19 protein-coding genes are annotated in these 21,790 nt (G+C 55.5%); 11 read left to right on the top strand and 8 right to left on the bottom strand.

The genetic code is table 11. The features are described 5' to 3' along the window. Positions 1-14: 14 nt before the first annotated feature. A complete protein-coding gene (locus tag B5D39_RS08150; protein ID WP_078789967.1) occupies positions 15-392 on the bottom strand; it encodes a PH domain-containing protein in 378 nt (125 codons plus the stop codon). 67 nt (positions 393-459) lie between these two features. Next, positions 460-1,302 (bottom strand): GNAT family N-acetyltransferase, encoded by an 843-nt coding sequence (locus tag B5D39_RS08145; RefSeq protein WP_078789966.1) that lies wholly within the window; start codon positions 1,300-1,302, stop codon positions 460-462. 217 nt (positions 1,303-1,519) lie between these two features. Here B5D39_RS08145 and B5D39_RS08140 point away from each other — a divergent pair, with 217 nt between their 5' ends. Then, positions 1,520-2,500, top strand: a complete 981-nt coding sequence (locus tag B5D39_RS08140; protein WP_078789965.1) for a hypothetical protein — start codon at positions 1,520-1,522, stop codon at positions 2,498-2,500. A 35-nt stretch (positions 2,501-2,535) separates the two neighbouring features. Here the strand turns inward: B5D39_RS08140 and B5D39_RS08135 are convergent, their stop codons facing one another. The 5 genes from B5D39_RS08135 to B5D39_RS08115 all read right to left on the bottom strand — a co-directional run bounded on the left by B5D39_RS08135 (position 2,536) and on the right by B5D39_RS08115 (position 9,737). Beyond that, positions 2,536-4,470: a SpoIIE family protein phosphatase gene (locus tag B5D39_RS08135; RefSeq protein ID WP_078789964.1), complete on the bottom strand. Its 1,935-nt coding sequence runs from the start codon at positions 4,468-4,470 to the stop codon at positions 2,536-2,538. Then, entirely contained in the window at positions 4,454-5,467 is a 1,014-nt protein-coding gene (locus B5D39_RS08130) for an ABC transporter substrate-binding protein (protein ID WP_078789963.1), read from the bottom strand. The genes B5D39_RS08135 and B5D39_RS08130 overlap by 17 nt, the downstream gene beginning before the upstream one ends. Positions 5,468-5,492: 25 nt before the next feature. Then, positions 5,493-7,157, bottom strand: a complete 1,665-nt coding sequence (locus B5D39_RS08125; protein WP_078789962.1) for an alpha-keto acid decarboxylase family protein — start codon at positions 7,155-7,157, stop codon at positions 5,493-5,495. A gap of 61 nt (positions 7,158-7,218) precedes the next feature. Beyond that, positions 7,219-8,643 carry a DHA2 family efflux MFS transporter permease subunit gene (locus B5D39_RS08120; RefSeq protein ID WP_078789961.1) on the bottom strand — a complete coding sequence of 475 codons (1,425 nt, stop codon included), beginning with the start codon at positions 8,641-8,643 and terminating at the stop codon, positions 7,219-7,221. Beyond that, complete coding sequence (locus B5D39_RS08115) at positions 8,640-9,737, bottom strand: NAD/NADP-dependent octopine/nopaline dehydrogenase family protein (protein ID WP_078789960.1); 1,098 nt, start codon at positions 9,735-9,737, stop codon at positions 8,640-8,642. The genes B5D39_RS08120 and B5D39_RS08115 overlap by 4 nt, the downstream gene beginning before the upstream one ends. 168 nt (positions 9,738-9,905) lie before the next feature. On the opposite strand from B5D39_RS08115, the gene B5D39_RS08110 reads away from it, so the two are divergent. The 9 genes from B5D39_RS08110 to hisC are packed head-to-tail and all read left to right on the top strand — an operon-like array spanning position 9,906 to position 19,593. Then, positions 9,906-12,098, top strand: a complete 2,193-nt coding sequence (locus tag B5D39_RS08110; RefSeq protein ID WP_078789959.1) for a hybrid sensor histidine kinase/response regulator — start codon at positions 9,906-9,908, stop codon at positions 12,096-12,098. Further along, positions 12,091-13,410, top strand: a complete 1,320-nt coding sequence (locus B5D39_RS08105; protein ID WP_078789958.1) for a porin family protein — start codon at positions 12,091-12,093, stop codon at positions 13,408-13,410. Before B5D39_RS08110 ends, B5D39_RS08105 begins: the two co-directional genes overlap by 8 nt. Next, positions 13,410-13,601, top strand: coding sequence for a hypothetical protein (locus B5D39_RS08100; RefSeq protein ID WP_078789957.1), 192 nt, complete (start codon positions 13,410-13,412; stop codon positions 13,599-13,601). The genes B5D39_RS08105 and B5D39_RS08100 overlap by 1 nt, the downstream gene beginning before the upstream one ends. Further along, on the top strand, positions 13,598-14,320 hold the full coding sequence (locus B5D39_RS08095) for a hypothetical protein (RefSeq protein WP_078789956.1): 723 nt from the start codon (positions 13,598-13,600) through the stop codon (positions 14,318-14,320). The genes B5D39_RS08100 and B5D39_RS08095 overlap by 4 nt, the downstream gene beginning before the upstream one ends. Before the next feature lie 29 nt (positions 14,321-14,349). Next, positions 14,350-15,855, top strand: a complete 1,506-nt coding sequence (locus B5D39_RS08090) for a benzoate-CoA ligase family protein (protein ID WP_078789955.1) — start codon at positions 14,350-14,352, stop codon at positions 15,853-15,855. Between the two features lie 29 nt (positions 15,856-15,884). After that, positions 15,885-16,121 (top strand): phosphopantetheine-binding protein, encoded by a 237-nt coding sequence (locus B5D39_RS08085; RefSeq protein WP_078789954.1) that lies wholly within the window; start codon positions 15,885-15,887, stop codon positions 16,119-16,121. Then, positions 16,118-17,167: a hypothetical protein gene (locus B5D39_RS08080; protein WP_078789953.1), complete on the top strand. Its 1,050-nt coding sequence runs from the start codon at positions 16,118-16,120 to the stop codon at positions 17,165-17,167. The genes B5D39_RS08085 and B5D39_RS08080 overlap by 4 nt, the downstream gene beginning before the upstream one ends. Positions 17,168-17,170: 3 nt before the next feature. After that, positions 17,171-18,445, top strand: a complete 1,275-nt coding sequence (locus B5D39_RS08075; protein ID WP_078789952.1) for a hypothetical protein — start codon at positions 17,171-17,173, stop codon at positions 18,443-18,445. Next, positions 18,442-19,593: a histidinol-phosphate transaminase gene (gene hisC, locus B5D39_RS08070; protein ID WP_078789951.1), complete on the top strand. Its 1,152-nt coding sequence runs from the start codon at positions 18,442-18,444 to the stop codon at positions 19,591-19,593. The genes B5D39_RS08075 and hisC overlap by 4 nt, the downstream gene beginning before the upstream one ends. Before the next feature lie 148 nt (positions 19,594-19,741). Here the strand turns inward: hisC and B5D39_RS08065 are convergent, their stop codons facing one another. Further along, on the bottom strand, positions 19,742-20,614 hold the full coding sequence (locus tag B5D39_RS08065) for a 3-hydroxyacyl-CoA dehydrogenase family protein (RefSeq protein WP_078790007.1): 873 nt from the start codon (positions 20,612-20,614) through the stop codon (positions 19,742-19,744). Positions 20,615-20,706: 92 nt separating this feature from the next. Here B5D39_RS08065 and B5D39_RS08060 point away from each other — a divergent pair, with 92 nt between their 5' ends. Continuing rightward, positions 20,707-21,660, top strand: a complete 954-nt coding sequence (locus B5D39_RS08060) for a 3-oxoacyl-ACP synthase III family protein (protein WP_078789950.1) — start codon at positions 20,707-20,709, stop codon at positions 21,658-21,660. Positions 21,661-21,790: the final 130 nt, after the last annotated feature.

Below are 21,790 nucleotides of genomic sequence, written 5' to 3'. Positions count from 1 at the left end.
AAGCAATCCTGGGGTTACTTCAGCACACGACTGGCAAGAATCTTCTGTACCTCATAGACGTTCAATTCACTGTTAAACCGTTTTTCAAGGGGAACGGTGTCATTGCCGATCCACAGTTTCAGCTCTGCATTCAGGTCAAAACTACCGCCGGTCTGCACACTGAACTTTACGATTGAACCATAGGGAACAGAGAGATATTCCAGTTGCCTGCCGGAAATTCCCTGAACCTCAATAACAATCAACCGCTTATTGGTAAACAGCAGTGTGTCGCGGGCAACAACAAAACCAGCCTCAATGATCTCGCCATCAATCAGTAGTTGGCCATACTCGGTATGAAGTCTTCTGGTTTCTGCAGATGCGCTATTTTTTGATTCTCCGGAAAAAAGTCCCATAGTTTACTCCGAACTGACAACTATATTTAAATAAGAAACCACGTGCATTCACTTCTGCATGGCACCATTAGCCAAGTTCAAAGCTGGTAATACCGTAGGTCTGATCCAGCGGCAACTCCGGTGCTGTGCCGTGGTAGACACGGGCCGTTTCAAAGACCTTCTGCATCTGGTGCCGTTCCACCAGCTCCAGAGCAGCCTGGTTGCAGACCGGAATATCCAGAAATATTGGTTGATCAACAGCCAGCCCGGCAAGTGTTCTGAAGAGTTGATCCGCAATATCAGGTGTGTCGGCAAACAGCGGCGCGATCTTGAAGCCACGGTAACAGGGACGTATCACGCCGTAGCCCACCAGCCGTTCACCGTCCATGACAACACGGCCCTGGCTGCCGGGGCGACTGATCCAGCTCTGCAGGAAGGCTGTCCTCCGGGCTGGAAAGAAACAACGGTCATAGCGCTCCAGCTCCTCAAACGGAACTGACGAGATATCCGCCAGTGTTGCCTCTGCAGGTCTGCCAACACCTTCATAACGGGCGTTGTAATGGGCAATGGCAACCCCCATCTGCTGCACATATTTGTCCAGCATGGCCACCACCCCGTCAAGGCCGTAGACGCGGTTTCCCATGTACTCCAGCAGGGCATCACAGAGCTTCATGCCGATGCCGAGGTGCCGCAGTTCCTCTTTCACGATGTAGAATCCCAGAAAACCGAAGCTGTCGTCGTAGGCAACGGCTGAGGCGGTGCCGACCGGTTCTCCGTTGATTTCTGCAATAAAAAAACCATTCGGGTCTGCGGCATAAAAGGGATCAACATCATGCAGCCCCGGATTCCAGCCTTCATTTTTAGCCCATTCAACAGCCAGCTTCAGATCATCTTTATGCATACGACGGACAACAATTTTCTCGTTTGACACAGTTTTTTCCTCCCCGCCAGCCCCGGCAACAACTGCAACAGTACCAACATCAAGCTCTGTAATCTGTTGTCCATCGTCTTACTTCTGATCATTGTGTACTACCTCGGCAGACTGGCCAGTACGTGTGATAACCATACCAGAGAAAATGCTACAGACAACCGCTTGCAATGACAAAAATCAGCGATATTCTGATGGCTCAAAAGGAGATCTCAATCCCATGAAGCTATCCCTTCCACGCCAGACAGCCTTAGCAGTAGCCGTTGCAGCTCTTTTCTCTCTCCCTGCCCCTTCAGTGGCAGCGGATCTGGCCGTTTATAGCGACCAGTTCAGAAAACTGGCGACCGCCCGGAGCGAAACACTGGCTATCATGGGGGGTGATGACGGTATCAGCGGCGGCACCTACCGTTTCTACGACGACGGCACCCGTATGAGCATCACCAAGCTGGGGGGTAAGGGTCTCCTTGGCGAGCCGAACCGGCTCGGTGACAGTGACATGACCTGGGCACCCCTGCTGGGTGGCACGATCGGCTACATCAGCGGAGAAAACAGCTTTAACAACAACCCGGTACTGGCCAACAACAGGGAAGAATTTACAACCTTTGCAGCCGGGCTGGAGTCAGGGGTAAGACTTAATCTGACCAAAGAACTGAGTATAGGCCCCACTCTGGGCCTGATCTACGCCCATTCAGACAGCTCCTTTAAGCCGGGTACCGCATTAGGTACACATTTGAAACAACTGTATGGCGGGCAGCTCTTTGACTGGAACATCGACACATTTTCACTGGTACCTGCGCTGGATATCCAGTATGAAAAACCGTTGAACAACGATCTGAAGCTAGCCCTGCTCTCACGCTTTGCCTGGTTTAACACCTGGTCGATTGCAAGCTCATCTGATTATCTGCATGGCAGCGGCAGTTCCTATGACTGGGAAAACCGGGTGGATCTTGATCTCAAGCTACCGCTTAAACTGTTCGGCTTTCCGCTGCATACCGGCGGTTTTGTTGCCCTTGACGTATTGGGGGATGATTTCCGCGATACCGTTGGCACCAACACCATGTACACGGTGGGCGGCCGCCTGGTGCTGGGTGAACTGACCGGCCTTTGGAAGCTCAACTGGCTGGGGTTGGGGGTGTCCTACATCGCAGCAAAGAGCTTTTACGGCTACTCCGTGGGGCTTGATGCCCGCCTGAAGTTCTGAGGTCTACCGCAGCCGTCTGACGCATGCAGATCCGGTCAGCTCTCTGCCCCACGCCAGGTAATGGCAACCATGGTCACATCATCTGACTGTGGTGCGCCGGCAGCATGGGTAACAACATCAACCCGAATAGTATGCACAAGCGCTACCAGGTCTTCTCTGGGGGTCTTCTGCAAGAGATCAAGCAACCGTGGCTCGCCGTACAGTTCATCCGCATGGTTGCACGCCTCAGTCACACCATCGGTATAGAGAAACAGTGTGTCTCCCGGCTGCATGACCAGTCGTTCAGTGGCATAGGTTGTACCTTCCATCGGTCCCAGCACAAACCCCGCTTTGGGCGCAAGATAGCGCACCCCTGCCCCATCCATGATCAGCGGCGGGTTATGCCCGGCATTGGCAAACTGGATCTCTCCGGTTTCAGTATGCAGGATACCGCAGAACACCGTAGCAAACATGCAGCTGTCATTATCTTCAGCAAGGATTGTATTGACGCAGGAAAGTATCCGGCTGGGTTCGCCAAGCCGCTGCCCTTCTGACTTAAGCAGGGTCTTTGCAACCATCATGTAGAGCGCTGCAGGCACCCCCTTACCGGAGACATCGGCAATCAGAAAGCAGAGATGGGTGAGATCAATAAAGAAGAAATCATAGAAATCGCCCCCCACTTCTTTGGCAGGATCCATTGAGGCGAATATGTCAAATTCAGGCCGATCCGGGAAGGCGGGGAACAGCCGGGGCAGCAGGCTGGCCTGGATATCAGTGGCCACCTTGAGTTCACTCTGGATCCGCTCCTTGGCTGCCGTGGTTTCAGTCAGGTTCTTGATATACTCCTTGAGCGACCCCTGCATAACCTGAAAGTCATGGGACAGCAGACCAACCTCATCCTGCGAACGCACCACAGGAAGCTCCACATCAAAGTTTCCCGCAGCGATCTGATCAGTGGCAGCAGCCAGCGAACGGAGCGGCTTGGTAATAGAACGTGCAATGGAGACCACTGCCCCGGTCAGCAGCAGGATACCGACCAGCCCCATCAGCGCCATGGTCATGCTCAGACGGGTGACATTCTCAAGCAGCTCTTTTTCAGGGAAAACCACCGCCAAGGTCCAGCCGGTTGAACGGATCGGGGCGTAATACATCCAGCTTCTTACTCCCACTATACTCTTGTAGAGGATGAAACCAGACTCCCCCTTAATCATCTTCCTGCCCAGTTCCCGCATGGCTGGGTCCTGACGTTCTTCCGCAATGCTGAAGAAGGTCTCGTTCATGACCGCATCTTTCAGCGGATGGGCAAGCACCATCCCGTTGCGTGACAGCAGGGCGGCGTAGCCGGTCTTCAGGATCTTGACCGATGAGACCAACTGGGTCAGTGATTCCAACGAGATATCAGCGGTCACAATCCCCTTGAGCTGTTTCCTGCCGTTGTCAGCGCCATAAAACGGCACTGAACAGGTTGTCATCAGGATATTGCCGGCCCCTTCATCAAAATACGGCTCGCTCCACTCCATTCTGCCCAGTTCCCGTGGGATCTGATACCAATCCCAGTAGAGGTAGGGCAGTTGCCGGTATGCTGTTTCCAGGCGACTGGAGGCGATCTTGCCCTTGTGACGGTAATAATAGGGGGCATACAGGCGGGTTGAGGCGTTGAAGGCAAACGGTTCAAAGGCCACGGTTGTGCCAAAGAGTTCAGGGTTCTGCTCCAGGGTGGTCTTGAGCAGGCTGTTCAGCTCCTGGGCTGAGTGACGGCTGGTTTCCAGCTCACGGGCCATCCCTTGCACGATCTTGGCAACCGCTACAAGCTCAGTCTCCACCCGATGCACCAGAGAGCCGGCAAGGTTGCGTGCATTGGACTCAAGCTCCTGCTCAAGCATGACACGGGAACGATGATAGTTATAGCCCAGGTTCACAGCAAAGATCAGCGCACTGCAGAGGGTAATCACCAGCACCAGTCTGGTGGCTATACTAGTGCGTGCCAGCATCCGACCTCCCGGTAAAACGACTGTAGTCAGGATATGCCTTAAGCAGGCCATAGCTACGCATCGCCTGACCAACAGCCTCATACTCCTGCTGATTAAGCTGGCCGTGGCCCCCCTTGGCGGTTGACGTCATGATCAGGTCCCGCATCCGGTCAAGCATCCATTTCTGGTGAGCGCGGTTGGCTGGCAGTTGCGCCGCACGCATCTGCTTGATAACAATATCCAGTGCCTGATCAGGATGGTCAAAGGCATAGCGCCACCCCTCCAGCGAGGCAGCCACAAAGGCCTTTGCCAGGGCAGGATCCTTTTTAAGGATCCGTTCCAGGGTGTAAATTCCGTCTTCAGGAAACTGTATCCCCTGTTCATGGAGGGGGATAACAGACAGTTCATCCGCATCAACCCCGGAAGAAAGAATCGTATGGTATTCGTTGTACCACATGGCGGATGTCACCTCGATCCCGCCCCGCAAAAAGAGATTCACGGTATAGGATTGGGGTACTTCACGGACCTTGATCCCCTGCCTGGCAAATATGATCCGCGGCGGCAGCGACAAATCCCCTGCCCACAACCCGACTTTCCTGCCGTCAAGATCTGCCACGGACCTGATTCCGCTGCTCTTTTTGGATATCAGCAGCAGGGAGGATCGCTGGACCAGCTGGGCCAGGTTAACCAGCTGAGTACCGTCAGCGCGCTGTCGCAGGGCGGTTGTCAGCCAGAGCACAGCAAAATCAGCACTGCCGTTCTTTAACGTCTGTTCAGGCGAGTACCCCGGCCCAGCCGGAAGTATCTTCAAATCAATGCCATGGCGGGCATAGATCCCCTTTTCAAGGGCAACATAATACCCGGCAAATTGCGCTTGGGGGCTCCAGAGCGGCATCAGGGTGGCCTTTTTCAGTGGAGAAGCGGCAACCGCGCTACTGCAAAGCAGCACAAGCAGCAGTGTGTTCTGCAACAACCGCAGCTCTTTTGAACAGCATGCACGCCATAACAATCGCATCATACAGCACCCCTGCTTGGCCTGTTCATCATCTGCGGGGCATTGGCGCACGCATGGTGGCCCCAAGACGGCGTAGCCCTTCAGAACAGTCCAGTTTCTGCACACATAGCTCGATCAGCACCAGCTTGTCCTGTTCTGCTGCAGCGGTTTGCAAGGCAGCATGCAGCTCCCCTTCAGTTGTCACCCGGATGCCGATCCCGTCTGTACCGGCATTGAACAGCGCAGGAAGGTCGGCATACCGCCACATCTTGATATCGTTGTAGGGACCATCCTCATGCAGCATCCGTTCAACCAGATAACCATCGTTATTAATCAGCAACACCACCGCAGGAATCTGCTGCCGCATCAGCGTGGAGAGTTCCTGAACGGTCATCTGGAAGGCACCGTCACCGGTCAGGACCACCGGACGGCTGCCAGGCCGGGCCAACCCGACTCCCAGTGCAGCCGGGGTACAATAGCCGATTGAAGAGTAGAATGATTGGACAATGAAACGCTCGGCCTCTTCAATGGTAAATTCCGGTGCCGCACAGAAGGCATCACCAGGTTCTGCCAGCAGGATCATGCTGTCATCGAGAAAGCTGTGAATCGCCTCGTACATCCGGGCTGCAGTCAGCGGGGCTGTTATGCGCGGAACAAAGTCTCCACTGGCAATGCGCGGCTCACCGGGATGCAGATCCAGATAGGAACGGGTTCGCAGACGCGGCACAAGTTCATAGATCAGATCACCAGGAAGGACCTGACGATACAGCTGGGCGCCGATCCGTACGGTCTCACGCCCCACCTCAATCACCCGCTGCGGGTCGATATGATTACTGAAGATGCCGGTATCCAGATCGGTCATCCAGGCCCCCAACGAAAGCAGGCAGTCTGCAGACTCAATCTGGTGCTGAACCGATGGTCTACTCCAGCCCCCCTGGTACAGACCGATAAACTGGGGATGCAGCTCCGGCAACACTGATTTGCTGCTAAGCATGGTGGCAAAGGGCAGTTCAGCCTGTTCAACCAGCTCCAGCAGATCCTGCCCCAGACCAAAGCGCGACACCTCAATACCGGCCAGGATGGCAGGATAATCTGCGTTGTTAATCAGCTCTGCAACGGCATCTGCACAGGCCTTCAGACTGTCAGGATCAGAACATCTGACAACCGTGGCAAGGGGGGCAGAAGGGGGCAAACATACAGCACGGGCCATATCGGCAGGCAGTTCCAGATAGACCGGCAGTTTACGGCTGACACAGGTGGCCAGCAGGCGATCAATTAGCTGCGGGGCAGTGGCAGGGTCATCCAGCAGCGCAGCATCAACGGTCACTTTTCGGAATATTTCCAGCTGCCGCTCATAGTCAGCCACCAGATGATGCACCAAAGCCCCGGTCTTACGCCTGCCGCCAGGAGGAGCGCCGCTGATCAGCACCAGTGGAACCATCTCAGCAAACGCCCCTGCCACGGCATTCAGGATACTGAAGCCACCTACCCCGTAGGTTACCACCGCCCCACCCAGCCCGTTCAGACGGGCATACCCATCCGCAGCATAGCCGGCGTTCAACTCATTGCAGGTGCCGATCCACTCAACCGGGCTCTCAATCACCTGATCCAGAAAATCCAGCACATAATCACCAGGCACGCCGAACAGGTGATCAACACCCAACTCTTTCAGGCGCTGCAGCAGATAGGTTGAAACCGTATAGTCCGTTGACATTTTGTGCCCCTTTCAATCGGGTCTTGTGATGCGTGACAGCAACCATGCAAGAGCCAGAGCCCTAGTACCGCTCCCGAGCGAGAAACGAACCGACAGCTGCCACGGCAAACAGCACCGCACCAACCAGGTAGACCGTACTGAAGGCAGACAACAACTGTGTACGCGCAACTGACTTAAGTAGATCTGCCTGCAGCTTGCCTGACTGTTGCAGTGCTGCCAGGGTAAAGATGGTTTGGAACAGACAGACCCCAACCGTCATCCCCACCCTGCCCACCATCCGAAAACTGCCGGACACCGCCCCCTGTTTGCCCGGCGGCGCCATGCCCATTACCACGTTATTGTTGGAAGGGATAAAGGTGGCCATTACCAGCGCCAGCCCTACAAAATAGCCATAAACCGGCAGCATCCCTGCCGTATGCAAGAAATGGCTGAAGCCAAAGGAGACCAGCACGCCACCGACAAGCGCGACAGTACAGAGCAGCCTTGGATTGATCCGTTTGGAGAGTTGTCCGGCCAGCGGCCCCATCCCCATGTAGATCAGTGAATACAACAGAAAAACCGTGCCAGCCCGCTCGGTGGGCAGCCCTTTCACGGTCATCAGATAGAAGGGGGTGATGAAGTTATGACCTGCCAGATAGCACAGACAGAGGAAGTTGGCCAGATTGCCAAAGTTGAAGGCCGGTGAGCGGAACAGGCTGTAATCCAGCAACGGATGCACAGCCCGGCGTTCCCAGAGGATAAAGAGCACCAGACTGATCACAAACAGTACCGCAGCCCCCAGTACCGTTGGCGCCAGCCCCAGGCTGTTCAGTTTGCTGAAGCTGTAGATCAGACTGACCAGAGCCAGGGCGCTGAAGACTGAACCTGCATAATCAAACGCAGGCAATGGAGCCTTTGCATCAGCAGACTGATCCGCTGGCAACACCCGTTTAGCAACCAGCATGGCCACAATCCCGATCGGAATATTGATCAAAAAGGCCCAGTGCCAGGACAGCAGCCCGGTGATCAATCCCCCCAGCGGCGTGCCAACCGAGATCCCCAGGGCTGCTGCCGTTGCCAGGGCGCCAAAGGCAGGTCCGCGCTGTTCCGGCGACAGATAGCGCGGCACCATGGCCGGGGTCAGGGCGTAGAGCACCGAGGCACCGATCCCCTGCAGGGCGCGGCTGGCCACCAGCCAACCCAGGGTGGGCGAGATAGCGCAGAACAATGAACTAAGCGTAAAGACCCCATAGCCCAGCATGAACAGCCGCTTGATGCCGATCCGGTCTCCCAGGGTGCCAAATACCAGCAGCAAGGCGGTGACGGTCAGCTGGTAGGACATCACCACCCAGGAGACCGCTTCAGTGCCGACCTTGAAATAGTCTGCTATCACCGGCAGCGAGATATTGACGATGTAGGAATCAGCATTGACCATGAAGGTGGCAAAAGCGATGCTGAACAGGACCCAGATACCGCGATTTTTTGTACTGTCCTGAGCTGCGGTCACAGCGTTCCTTCCAGGGCGTAACGGGCCATCTGCTGCCCATTCATCCCGGACAGACCCATCTTTTCAACGGTCCGGCCGCTTGACCAGTAATCCACGCCATTAGCCATGCAGGCCACATTCACCATCGCCTCTATGCGCGGCACCGGCACCCCGATCTGGCGGCCGATTGCCGCAATGGTGGCCAGACCATAGGGGATATCCTCGGTCACGTAGCGGTGATTCAGGCTGTCCGGCGCCATCTGGACGTTATGGGCCGAGACCTGATACATCATATCGTAGGCACTCTCCCCCTTGACCTTGTACAGCACCTGCATGGTGTCCATGAACGAGAAGGTCTCACGGCAGAGCAGCCTGGCCACCTCCATCCGCTCCTGATCCACCGCCTCCATGATCCGCCCCACCGAAGGAGTAATATCGTAGTGGGAGTTGCGATACGGCCCCATCTGCTCAATCCGGCTCATGTTCATCAGGGTGGAGATTGGGTGGATGATCAGGCCCGGCGCATCAATACTGGTCTGCAGCACCCCCATGCTGGGGGAAAGCTGGGGATAGAGATCGGTCAAAACCCAGAGCGCCTCGGCAGTCCGTTTTGCCGGAAGCGCGGCAAAGGGCAGCTCTTCTTTGGCAGCCTTGATGTTGACATGGCCCAACCCCTTGGTCTTGGCAGCAAAGATAAACGAGGTGGTCTCGCCGATGATAAAATCATTGGAGCGACCAGCCTCACGCAACATCCTGGCAAAGACCAGGGTGCCGAACTTGCCGGGGTTAAAGACAATGATCTGCCCTTTTTCACCCAGTTCAATCAGGGCTTGCATGTATGGTTCCTGGCCAAAGGCAGGCACCACCACCATCACCACCTCAGCCCCTTTGATTGCGGCACCAAGATCAGTGGTCATCATAGCCGGTTTGGCAAACCCCACCGGAGCGCCGCTGGAGGTGACCCCCTCCACCATGATCCCGCCAAAGGCCATCAATAGCTGCAGGTTAGAAGCATGCTTCGGGTCTGCAGCCAACCGCACCTCATGACCCGCCAGAGTCAAATCACCTGCCATGGCAATACCGCCGTGGCCTGCACCTAAAATTGCTACTTTCATTTGCATACCCCATAATGTCGTGTAAACTACTGGTGGCAAGTATGCCACAGGCTGGGTAATTGTGAAGTATCAAACAAAAAATAAACCTGATTGACCGGTTAGTTGCTTCAGGATATTTTGTCTCACTCATTATAAACTTCTGAGGTATGCGTCCAAGAGGCACATCTGATGGCTGACCCTGCTGCAACTGACAACCTGATCCTTGGTCACTACCTTGCACTGCGCCGTAGAATTATCTCCAGCGTTTCTCTGCTTCTGATTGTCCTTGTCTCACTTTCTATCTGGCATGGCTACACCGGCTTTCAGGTTGCTGTCCGTAATGCTGAACAACAATCAGAAAGCTACGCCAGAGCCCTGAAAGAGCATGCAGAACGGGCCTTTTCCGAAGCTGACCAGATCCTGCTGGCCTGTATCCGGGAGATTAATGGCTTAGGCGGGATCATGGCTGTCAACCACCCGACCCTGACAAAGATACTCACCTCCCACAACGGTACCATTTCCCACATCTCAGCCATTACGGTTATTGACGCCAACGGCAGGGTCCGCGCCACCTCCTTTGCCGCTATAGCAACGCTTCCTGATGTCTCTGAACGGGCTTACTTCAAATACCACCGGGATCATAAGACTGATGACATCCTGTTAAGCCCGCCAGTACAGTCGCTCTCAAATAAAGAATGGGGATTTATTCTCTCACGCCGCCTGGAAACAAAATCAGGCGCCTTTGCCGGGGTGGCGCTGATCTTTTTTGATCTCCACTACTTTGAGGACCTGTACAGCTCAATTGTTGCCGGTAGAAATGGACGTTTTACCTTGGCCACCACCGCTGGCGACTATCTGGTGCTGGTACCCTCTGATCCAAAGGTCTATACCAGCGGTAAAAAAACCGCCCCGTTTTTCAGAAAATACGTTGCAGAACAGCCGGTACGCACCTACCACAACAAACAATCAAACATTGCTGGTGAATACCGGATTATCTCCTACCATCGGCTGGATAAGTATCCGGTGGTGGCCATCAGCTCTTTTGGCAGGGACCAAGCCATTGCGGACTGGCGCAGTACCATCGTCAAGCAGGGGATTACCACCGCCCTGCTCTGTCTGCTGGCAATGCTGCTGACCCGCCTTCTGCTTTCCCAGATCAAACAGCTTGATCTGACCAACCACCTGCTTAAACTGCAACAGGAAGAGCTGCGTGCTGCTGAAGAAGCAGCCCAGACCGCCACACAAGCCAAAAGCGAGTTTCTGGCCAATATGAGCCATGAGATCCGCACCCCGATGAACGCCATTATCGGCCTGACCCAATTGACCCTTGCCACTGACCTGCCCCCACTGCAGCGTGACTATCTGGAACGGCTGAACCGCTCATCCCACAGCCTGCTGGATATCATAAATGACATCCTTGACTTCTCAAAGATTGAAGCCCACATGGTGACCCTTGAGCAGCGGGAATTGAACCTGCCTGAGTTATTGCAGCAAACAACTGACCTGTTCATAGCTACAGCCCAGAAAAAAGGGCTCCAGCTCAAACTGATACTGGCTCCTGACCTTCCGGTACGCCTGACAGGTGACTCACTACGATTGACGCAGGTACTGAACAATCTGGTTAGTAATGCCATCAAATTTACTGACCAGGGCTCGGTCACGGTTAAGGCAGAACTGGCAGAGCAGACAGCAGATACCGCAGTAATCCGTTTTCAGGTAACTGACACCGGTATCGGCATCAACACCACACAGCTTAACGACCTGTTTCAGCCCTTTACCCAGGCAGACAACTCGATTGTCAGACGCTTTGGCGGCACCGGCCTGGGGCTTTCCATTGCACGAAACCTGGTGGAGTTAATGGGAGGTAGTATTACCGTCAGCAGCCTGCCTGACAAAGGCAGTTCCTTTGCCTTCACCATCATATTTAATCTGCTGCCTGATACCCCTCCCCTTCCAGACCGTCGGCTTACCCCCCTGTCCCAGTTCAGCGAGACCTTCTGCGGCAACCATATCCTGCTGGTTGAAGACAACGAAGCTAACCAGTTTGTGGCTCGCCAGCTCTTGAGTCGTGCCGGGTTGCAGGTAACGGTTGCCCACAATGGAAAAGAAGGTGTTGAGCTGATTCAACATGAAACCTACGATCTGGTCCTGATGGATATGCAGATGCCGGTCATGGACGGCATCCAGGCAACCCAACAGATTCGGCAACTGCCTGAAGGAAAAGAGCTGCCGATTATCGCCATGACCGCAGCAGCAAGCGAGGCTGACCGGGATAACTGCCTGGCCGCAGGCATGAACGATTACATCAGCAAACCGATTATAGCAACCGAGCTGCTGGCAAAGATCTCCATATATCTCACATCGGAAGACAAACATGCGTAACCTGTTTACACAGTCACTTCTGCTGCTGTCCCTGCCGCTTACGGTGTCGGCCCAACCACTAGCGCTTGATCCACAGGTTTTGCAGCAGATGCAGGAAACCATTCGCCAGCAGCAACAACAACTGCAGCAGCAGGCAGAGCAGATCAAGGCCCAGTCTGAAATCCTGCACAGGTTACAGCAGCAGATCAGCACCTTGCAGCAGACGCCATTACCACCGGTTCAAACAACGGCAACCCAGACTGTACAAACGGTTCCGGTACTCCCCGCAGTTACGTCAGGAAACGACAAGGTCAAACTGAGTATCTCCGGCCAGCTTAACCGGGCTGTGGTGGTTGCCAATGACGGTTATAACAATACTCTCTACCATGTAGACAATACCGTCAGTAACAGCCGGATTCGATTCGTGGGCTCCGCTAAGGCCAGTGACGACCTGACCCTGGGTACCCGCCTGGAAGTTGCCATATCACCTGACCGTTCCTCTGCAGTTTCACAGCAGCAGAAATACCTGACCGACACCTACTTTGACCAGCGCTGGGTCGAGATTTCGCTGACCAGCAAGACCTTTGGCAAGCTCTCCATCGGCAAGGGGGACACCGCATCCAACACCACGGCTGAAATTGATCTTTCCAAAACCGATGTGATTCAGTACGCCAGCATCACCGACATGGGGGGCGGTTTTCTGTTCCGCAGCAAGAGCGGCACACAAGGGTTTATCCCCAACGGAGCAAGCAATCTGAAGGTATCCGATGCCTTCAACAGCTTTGACGGGCTCTCCCGCCAATCTCGTCTGCGGTATGACAGCCCCAGCCTCTACGGCTTCAGCCTGGCCGGTTCGCTGGTCAGCAACCAGCGTTCCGACCTGGCCCTGTTCTGGGGAGGCCACGGATATGGATTCAAAGGGGCTGGTGCCTTTGCCGTTTCAAACCCCAAACTGGCAAGCGGTGGGCTACTCTACGACGGTTCATTCTCGCTACTACACACCGTTACAGGCCTGAACCTGACCCTGTCCGGCGCCCTGCAGCAGTATACAATCCGCAAAGACGCCACCAACCTCTACGCCAAGCTGGGCTGGCTGGCCAATTTCAGCAGCCTTGGCTACACCGCCTTCGGGGTTGACTACACCCGCTCCCATGATCTTGCCCAGGCCGGAGACAAAGGCTACTCAGTTGGCGCGGCAGTGGTACAGGCCTTTGAAAAGATCGCCACAGAACTGTATTTCCAGTACCGGGTCTTCTCACTGGACAGAGCTACAGGTAGCACACCGGTTGCCGACATCAACATCGGCACCTTCGGGGCCAGGGTCAAGTTCTGATGAAAACAGTTTCCAGCCTGTTGTTCCTGATACTGCTGGCCGGTTGCAGCGGTATCAAACCATATCAGCCTCCCAACCACCGTGAAGAAGGACCTCAACAGGGACTGTTCACCGGAGAAAAGGGAGCCTTTGAGATTGGCATACTGCCTGAAAACAACCGCCCCACAGGGCAGAAGGAGAAAACGCAATGAAGATACTCTCAAGAATAATCATACTTCTGGCTGTTCTGCTGGTTCCCGGTATCTCTCAGGCTTTCAGTGTTGCCGGCAGCTATTCAAGCACCGAAGGCGCTGTTACCCTGCATCAATCAGGGGACCGCGTCACCGGACGCTACACGAACGACAACGGTGAACTGACCGGGCAGCTGTTTGATAGCACCCTGGAAGGGTTCTGGATTGAGGATGGTTCTGACCGGCGCTGCTCCACCCCAAAAAACGGTCGCTACCACTGGGGACGGGTATCCTTTGAATTTACCGAAAGCGGATTCAGCGGCAAATGGGGGTACTGCAACGATGCGCCGTCCCGCCCCTGGAGCGGCTCCCGCACCTCTGGCAGGCAGACCGCGCCACCACCGGACCGTGGTGAAGCAGATCCGTTTGCAATCAGTGACGGCAGCTCTCTGGAAGGTGTCTGGGGTTCAACCGAAGGCGACATTAAATTCCGCCAGCAGGGCAACCGCGTATCAGGCCGCTACACCACTGACAATGGCGAGCTTGTCGGATCTGTCAGCAATGATGTTTTACGTGGTTACTGGATAGAAGATCACTCCAACAAACGTTGCAGCCACCCTAAAAACGGGCGGTATTTCTGGGGCAAAGTTGAATTCCGCTTCTCCGGCAACAGCTTCTCCGGCAGATGGGGATATTGTGACGACGCCTTAAGCGGTAACTGGAGCGGTCAAAGAAAATAGCACCCTGAAACCATGCCGGAGGCCACCTGATGCCTGACCAGAAAGTTGCAGCCTCAAACCTTGCAATTGCCCTGCTTGGCCCTAACCTGGCCAAGCACCCGGACAAGACCGCCTATATCTGTAACGCAGAGTCTGTCAGCTACCAACAGCTGGCAGACTCTGCCTGCCGTTTTGCCACCCTGCTGCAGCAAAGCGCTATTACGGCCGGGGATCGTGTACTGCTGATCCTGCCTGACAGCCCGGTCTTTGTTGCTGCCTTTCTTGGTGCCGTGCTGCATGGCGCAGTTGCGGTACCGGTCAGCACAGCCCTGACCGCTGATGACTACCGCTACATCCTGCAGGATTCTGGTGCGCGCTTCCTGCTGTACTCCTCTGCAGTCCCTCTGGCTGCAGAACTTGCATCCCCCGCGCTGACTGACCTTGCCTGTGCCGAAACCTTAACCGGCTGGCTGGAGCAGTATCCAACAGCTGAGCTTGCGGCCCCTGCCCCTGCAGTTGATGACCTGGCCTTCATGCTCTATACCTCCGGTTCAACCGGCAAACCCAAAGGGGTGCCCCACCGTCACCGAGACCTGCTGGTTGCTGCAGAGCAGTACGGCAGCAAAGTGCTGGGGATCAGGCCGGATGACCTGCTCTTCTCTGCCAGCAAGCTGTTCTTTGCCTATGGCCTGGGCAACAGTCTGGCTTTCCCCTTGTATAGCGGTGCAACCGCCCTGCTTTACCCCGGCAAGCCATTGCCAGAGGAACTGCTGGCCTTGATTAAGCAGCACCACCCTACCCTGTTTTTCTCGGTGCCTACGGTCTATGCCCAGATTATCCTCTCAACAGCCACCCCTCAACTGGATCTACCAATGCGGTTCTGCGTCTCTGCCGGTGAAGGGTTACCGGCAGCCGTGTTTGATGAATGGCAGCGTCTGACCGGACTGGATATTCTGGACGGGATCGGCACAACTGAACTTACCCATGTCTTTATTTCCAACCAGCCAGGCCGGATCAGGTCAGGCTCAGCAGGACAGGCGGTACCGGGCTACCAGATCCGCCTGGTGGATGATGAAGGCAATCCGGTTCAGACCGGCACCCCAGGACACCTGCAGGTACAAGGAGACAGCACTGCTCCACGCTACTGGAACCTGCCAGAAAAAACTGCAGACACCATGCTAGCTGACGGCTTCATCAAAACCGGTGATGTCTTTCTGGAGCAAGAAGGCTACTACTATCACCGGGGACGCAGTGACGACATGCTGAAGGTGGGTGGCCAGTGGATCTCGCCAATACAGGTGGAAGAACTGCTGCGCACCCATCCATCTGTTGCTGATTGCGCCGTGGCATCCTGTCAGGTAATGGGGCTGATGCGACCGGCAGCCCACCTTATGCTTAAGCCGGACTGCATTGCAGACCCGGCCCTTGAACGTGACATCCGCCGCTTCATGGCCAGCCGCTTGCAGGACTACATGCTACCGGTGCGCTATTTCTTTGTGGATGACCTGCCCCGTACTGCAACCGGTAAGGTGCAGCGTTTTAAACTGAAGCGATAGATTGCATACTATCTAAAAGGAGCAGAACCATGGCCGTTACCATAGCAGAATTAAAAGAGTTGATGCTTCAGATCGGTATGGACAAAGGATTGGTTGCAGAGATTGCCCCGGATAGTCCTCTGGCAACCCAGGGGGTTGATTCAGTGGACTGCCCGGCCTTTGCCGTTGCCCTTGAAGGAAAGTACAACCTGACCATCTCTGACAGCGATTCCCTGAAACTCAAGACACTCAACGACTTTATCGCCTTTGTGGAACGTGCAGCATGACGCCACGTGAAGAAGCGATCAAGCGTCTACGGGAAGACAGCTGTCCACTGCCGGAAGGAGAATCGTTCACGGTGGATTTTTACCGGCCTGAAGACGGCTACGGGGTTGCCCGGCTGATGTACAGCGTCTATGGAGACGGCTATCCGATTGACACCTACTATATCCCTGAAAAGCTGACCGAGGAAAACCAGGCAGGCAGGATCAGGAGTGTGGTTGCCCGGACTGACACTGGACAAGTGGTCTGCCATGAGGCCTTTTACCGCAGCTCCTCACCCAATCCAGACCTGTACGAAATGGGGCTGGGTCTGACCCTGCCAGCCTATCGCGGCAGTCTTGCCTTTGCCCGCTGCACCAACCTGCTTATTTCTTTGATTGAAAACGGCACCATCAAGGCTATCTACGGCGAGGCGGTCTGCAATCACACCATTACCCAGAAAGTGGCCGGGCCGGTCAAATTTGTTGAAACCGGACTTGAGGTTGATCTGATGCCGGCAACCGCCTATGCCAAGGAACAGGCATCCGATGGCAGAGTAACCTGTCTGCTATACTTCAGGATCGGGCAGGACCAACGCCGCCCACTCTGCCTGCCTGACTGCTATGCGGATCAGCTCCGGTTTATGATGGAAGGGGTTGGCATTGACCGGGAGCTGATCCAGCCTGCTTCAGAACTGCTCAGCGATGTTTCTGAACTGGAGATGGAGCAGTTTGACGGGCCGGGTGTCTGCAGGTGTAATATCACCAAGCCGGGCAAAGACCTTGCCCAACGCCTTGCAGCTCTGGAACAGGATATCTGCTCCAAAAACTATGCGCTGCTGCAATGTTTTGTACCCCTTGGTGCTGCTGATGCAGCGGCATCGGTTGCAGTGCTGCGCTCTGTTGGTTTCTTTCTGGGCGGTTTTCTGCCAGCCTGGTTTGGAGAGGATGGACTGCTGATGCAGAAGCTGTACGTTGAACCGGGCTTTGACTCCATCAAGCTGCATTCTGAACGGGCAAAAACAATTATGGAGATGGTGCGCACGGACTGGAAGCGGAGTAAGGAAAGGTAGACCATGGAACTAAAGGTTGAACTTGTACCAGAACGGATGCCGGTGGTGGTTGCCTTTGCTGAAAGCGCAGCAAAAAGTGCAGGACTGGCTGCCCCTGAAACCACCATGCTGGCCCTGAGCACGGAAGAACTGTTTCTGGCGCTCTGCAGCAGCATCCCCGGAGCCGGGATTACGGTGCGTTTCCAGGACCGGCGCTATGCAGCGGATCTCCTGTTCCAGGTACCCCAACCGCCTGACCTGCGGATCTTCAACATCACCTCCCGGCCTGACCATGAAACCGAAGAGGGACTGGCAGAGATGGGGCTTTTTCTGGCTTCACGGGCCTGTGACCAGTTCAGCATCCGACAGATGGAGCTGGGGGGCTGGGAGATCATGCTGCGCAAAGAGCGCAACTATCCTGCACCTGTTCAACAATCTCAGCCCCACCCTGCTGTCCAGACCTGGCAGCTGACCACATCCCCTGCGCCGGATCTGGTCAAGCAGTTTTCAGCACTGATCGCCGACTCCTTTGCTGCCTGTCAGTTTCCCGAGGAGTTTACCCCGCCCGGACGTCTGCTGGATAAACTGGCCAGCAATGAATACGGCATCATACTGGCGCAGGGTGAACAGGGAGAGCTGGCTGGTGGTCTGATCTGGCATGCTGACGAAGGCAGGATGGTGGCCTGTTTTGGCCCCTACCTGGCAGCACCAACAGAACCGGAACAGCTGACCATTGCGCTCTGCGAAAAGCTGACCGAACAGTTTGGCCGCAGCAACCGTCTGGGACTGGTGCTGTATGCACCGCAGCAACCGCCTGTGGCAGCAGGGTTTGAGGCAGCGGGCAGCCTTGCCATACCCGGCGGGACGATCTGGACCGGCTACCGGATGCTGGCCGAGGAATTTGGTGCCGATGCCGCTGTTGCTACAGAACTGATGCCGTTCTACACCGACTGGTGCAGCAGCATGGCCCTGGCCAGAAACATCCGCGCCTATCACGATGACGGTGAAACCGCTAACGGCCTGACCCTGTTTGCAACCCGGCTCAACCGTTCAACCGGCATGGCCCGTCTTACCCCGCTGCTGGTGGGGCGGGATGCAGAGGCGGTGCTTGAAGAGCATCTGCAACTGCTGGATCAGGAACAGTTCAGCGCAATCTACTGCACCGTTGATACCGGACGCCCCTTTGATGCCCTGCTGGCCCCGCACCTGCTGAAGCGCGGTTTCACCCCCCGCATGCTGGTACCATGGGGGGGAACCGGCGACCTGATTCATCTGCACCGGGCCGGGGGCAGCCGATGAACCTCTGCAACCTTGAGGCGCTGGTACCGCAATATGTGCGGCAGTTTGAGGCCTACATCCCCTCGCCGCCCGATGATGAGCTGCAGCAGATGTTCGGCTGTTCACGCCTGATCAGGATGAACAACAACGAGAATCCTCTGGGGCCTCCACCGGCAGCAGCTGCGTTCCTGCAATCCTTTGATCCGGCACTGGTTTCCCGCTATCCCAGCGGCGACTGCCGCCCCTTAAGGGCCAGACTGGCTGACTATCTGGGGGTTACACCGTCTCAGGTAATTCTGGGCAATGGCGCCAATGAAGTAATCGCCTTTGTAATCAAGGCGTTCTGCCAGCAGGGAGACAATATCGTCACCGCTGACCGCACCTTTGCGGTCTATGAATGGATTGCCCGTTTTTCCGGTGTGGATGCACGGCTGGCGCCGCTTAATGATTTCGGGTTTGATGAAGAGGGTCTACTGGCGCGGGTTGACAGCCGTACCAAACTGGTCTTTATCTGCAACCCCAACAACCCCACCGGAACCTGGTGGAGCAGGGATCGGCTGATCCGCTTTATGGAGCGGCTGGGGCCCAATCATATTGTGGTGCTGGATGAGGCCTATGCTGAATTCATGGACCAACCTGACTACCCCGACGGCATCTCGCTGCTGTCCCGTTTTCCCAACCTAATCATCTTCCGCACCTTCTCCAAGATGTATGCCTTGGCAGGCCTGCGGATCGGCTACCTGGTGGGCACTGAACAGGTAACCGATATCGTCCGTAAGACCGCCATTGTCTATTCGGTAAACACCCTTGCCCAATCAGCCGCACTGGCAGCACTGGGGGATCAGACCTTTATCACTGCCACCCGCAGCCTGGTGCAGGAAGGGCAGCAGATGCTGGCAGCCCAATGCGCAGAACTGAAACTGCCGATACTGACCAGCGACTGTAACTTTGCCATGATCAAGCTGCCGTTCAGCGATACCCTGGCCTATCGCCTGCTGATGCAGCAGGGCTACATGGTGCGGACCATGACCGGCTTCCGGTTTCCCGGCTGGATCAGGGTCAGTATTGCCGGTCGCGAAGCCATGCAGGGGTTCTGCACTGCCTTGTCTCGGCTGGTTCATTCCCGCACGGACCAAAGCCCGCTGGCCAAGGTCTATGGTGTATTCTAATTCACTTTAGCGATCAAGTAAGGCAGGGAACCCAACCACCCTCCCCTCCTTTGTAAGGAGGGGAGCTCATTCCCCCTCCTATTTTAGGAGGGGCCAGGGGTGGTAAGGTGTCAGTTTACATGCGACTTGGAATAAACCATGCCGGTTATCACTGCGGATTAACCTGGGCCGGGTACAGATACACCCCCTGCCCACTCTTTCTGCCTAACCTGCCTTGTGCCACATACTCCCGCAGCAGAGGGGATGCTGCATACTTGCAGCTTTCCATGCCGGTTTCCATGGTCTTCATGGCAGCCAGGATCACATCCAGCCCGATCATATCAGCCAGGGCCAGCGGCCCCATGGGATGGTGAGCCCCCAGCTGCATGGCACTATCAATCTCTTCCGCGCTGGCGACACCGGCCTGCAGCATCTCAAAGGCCTCATTGATCAGCACACAAAGCAGCCGGGTGATGATAAAGCCGGGCTGATCCTTGCTGCAGACAAACTGTTTACCCAGGGCAAGCACCATCTGCTGTGCAAAGTTGATGGTCTTTAGCGATGTCTGGTCTCCGCTGATCAGCTCAACTACCTCCATCAGCGGCACCGGATTCATAAAGTGCATGCCGACAAACCGTTCAGGAATGCCGGAAGCCTGCCCCAGTGCGGTAATGGAGATACTGCTGGTGCTGCTGGCCAGGATGGCGTCTTTGCCTAACGCCGCTCCAATCGACCTGAGCAGCTCAGATTTAAGCTCCAACTGCTCGGCAATCGCCTCGATCACCAGATCACAGTCTGACAGTTCAGCAAGATCATGACAGCAGCTGATTCTGGCCAGGATCACGGTTGGTTCTTCAGTAATCAGCCCCTTTTCATGCAGCTTAGCAAGGCTGGCAGCCATGCCCTGCAGCGCTTTGTCAAAAGCAGCAGCACGCCGGGCAAACAGCCGCACCTGAAAACCTGCCATTGCAGCCAGTTGGGCAATACCGGTCCCCATGCTGCCTGCCCCTGCCACACCGATCTGTGTTGTTTCTCTGTTCATGGCAATCTCCCAAAGCAGCATTGCATTTATGCGCTGCTGTTGTATGCTAGCAGGTATCTCATCGTTACACAGCAAAACCAGCGAGGAAAACCATGGATTATTCGTTACAAAACATCAGGATTGCCGGAACCGGTTCTGCAGTACCGAAAAAAGTCGTTACCAATCAGGATATCGCCACTATGGGCGTAGCGGTCAAGGATGACTGGATTATTGAAAATCTTGGTATCCAGCAACGCCACATTGCCGATCAGGAAAGCACTACGGATCTGGCCACCCAGGCCGCCCTTGCTGCCATTGAAAACGCAGGGATCGACAAGGATGAAATCAGCCTGATCCTGCTGGCCACCATTACCCCGGATCGCAAAGCCCCATCCACCGCCTGCCTGGTCAAACACCGGCTTGGCATCACTAACCTGGCTCCGGCCCTTGATATATCAGCCGCCTGCTCCGGGTTCATGTACGGACTGACCATTGCTGGCAACCTGATCCGTTCAGGCGCCCACAAAAATGCACTGGTCATCTGTTCAGACCGGATGTCCAGCATCACTGACTGGTCACGCCGGGACTGTATCTTTTTTGGTGATGCAGCCGCAGCAGTCGTACTAACCAAAAGCAGCTATGAGAACAGCCTGTTTGAAGCGACCATATTCTCAAACACCGAATTTACCGACGGTGCAACGGTCTTTGAGGGAGATAACGCCTTTACCATGGATGGCCATGCCGTGTACGAGGCTGCCTCCTCGGTACTGCCCGGCTCGATTGTCTCGGTACTGCTGCGCTGCGGCCTGTCTGAAGAGGATATCACCTGGGTTATCCCCCACCAGCCCTCCATCAAGATCCTGAAAAAGATGGCGGAACAGTTGGGTATCCCGTTTGAAAAGGTCTGCCATAACATGGAGCGCTACGCCAACACCTCCGGGGTCTCGATTCCTCTGCTGCTGGATGAGGTGAACCGCTCCGGCAAATTAAAGAAGGATGACCTGGTCGCCTTTGCCGGTGTTGGTGCCGGGTGGACCTTTGGGGCTGCAATCTACCGCTGGCACTGAGACTGCTTCAGTTTAACCCAGATATTCCATTAGGCGGCGCACAGCGCCTGCACGAGCCCTGCCGGATGCTTTCCGGCATCTTTCCGTCCGTTATCCTCACCAATAGCTACGGCTATTGCCTCGTCAAACG

The sequence above is a fragment of the Trichlorobacter thiogenes genome (assembly GCF_900167465.1).
GTDB classification, from domain to species: Bacteria; Desulfobacterota; Desulfuromonadia; order Geobacterales; family Pseudopelobacteraceae; genus Trichlorobacter; species Trichlorobacter thiogenes.
This window is presented reverse-complemented; position numbering and strand designations above follow the sequence as displayed.

Coding starts and splice junctions, on each gene's coding strand:
- B5D39_RS08110 (WP_078789959.1), top strand. CDS start 9,906: ATGGCTGACCCTGCTGCAACTGACAACCTGATCCTTGGTCACTACCTT.
- B5D39_RS08125 (WP_078789962.1), bottom strand. CDS start 7,157: ATGTCAACGGACTATACGGTTTCAACCTATCTGCTGCAGCGCCTGAAA.
- B5D39_RS08065 (WP_078790007.1), bottom strand. CDS start 20,614: ATGAACAGAGAAACAACACAGATCGGTGTGGCAGGGGCAGGCAGCATG.
- B5D39_RS08095 (WP_078789956.1), top strand. CDS start 13,598: ATGAAGATACTCTCAAGAATAATCATACTTCTGGCTGTTCTGCTGGTT.
- B5D39_RS08130 (WP_078789963.1), bottom strand. CDS start 5,467: ATGATGCGATTGTTATGGCGTGCATGCTGTTCAAAAGAGCTGCGGTTG.
- B5D39_RS08100 (WP_078789957.1), top strand. CDS start 13,410: ATGAAAACAGTTTCCAGCCTGTTGTTCCTGATACTGCTGGCCGGTTGC.
- B5D39_RS08060 (WP_078789950.1), top strand. CDS start 20,707: ATGGATTATTCGTTACAAAACATCAGGATTGCCGGAACCGGTTCTGCA.
- B5D39_RS08115 (WP_078789960.1), bottom strand. CDS start 9,737: ATGAAAGTAGCAATTTTAGGTGCAGGCCACGGCGGTATTGCCATGGCA.
- B5D39_RS08085 (WP_078789954.1), top strand. CDS start 15,885: ATGGCCGTTACCATAGCAGAATTAAAAGAGTTGATGCTTCAGATCGGT.
- hisC (WP_078789951.1), top strand. CDS start 18,442: ATGAACCTCTGCAACCTTGAGGCGCTGGTACCGCAATATGTGCGGCAG.
- B5D39_RS08080 (WP_078789953.1), top strand. CDS start 16,118: ATGACGCCACGTGAAGAAGCGATCAAGCGTCTACGGGAAGACAGCTGT.
- B5D39_RS08150 (WP_078789967.1), bottom strand. CDS start 392: ATGGGACTTTTTTCCGGAGAATCAAAAAATAGCGCATCTGCAGAAACC.
- B5D39_RS08090 (WP_078789955.1), top strand. CDS start 14,350: ATGCCTGACCAGAAAGTTGCAGCCTCAAACCTTGCAATTGCCCTGCTT.
- B5D39_RS08140 (WP_078789965.1), top strand. CDS start 1,520: ATGAAGCTATCCCTTCCACGCCAGACAGCCTTAGCAGTAGCCGTTGCA.
- B5D39_RS08075 (WP_078789952.1), top strand. CDS start 17,171: ATGGAACTAAAGGTTGAACTTGTACCAGAACGGATGCCGGTGGTGGTT.
- B5D39_RS08105 (WP_078789958.1), top strand. CDS start 12,091: ATGCGTAACCTGTTTACACAGTCACTTCTGCTGCTGTCCCTGCCGCTT.
- B5D39_RS08135 (WP_078789964.1), bottom strand. CDS start 4,470: ATGCTGGCACGCACTAGTATAGCCACCAGACTGGTGCTGGTGATTACC.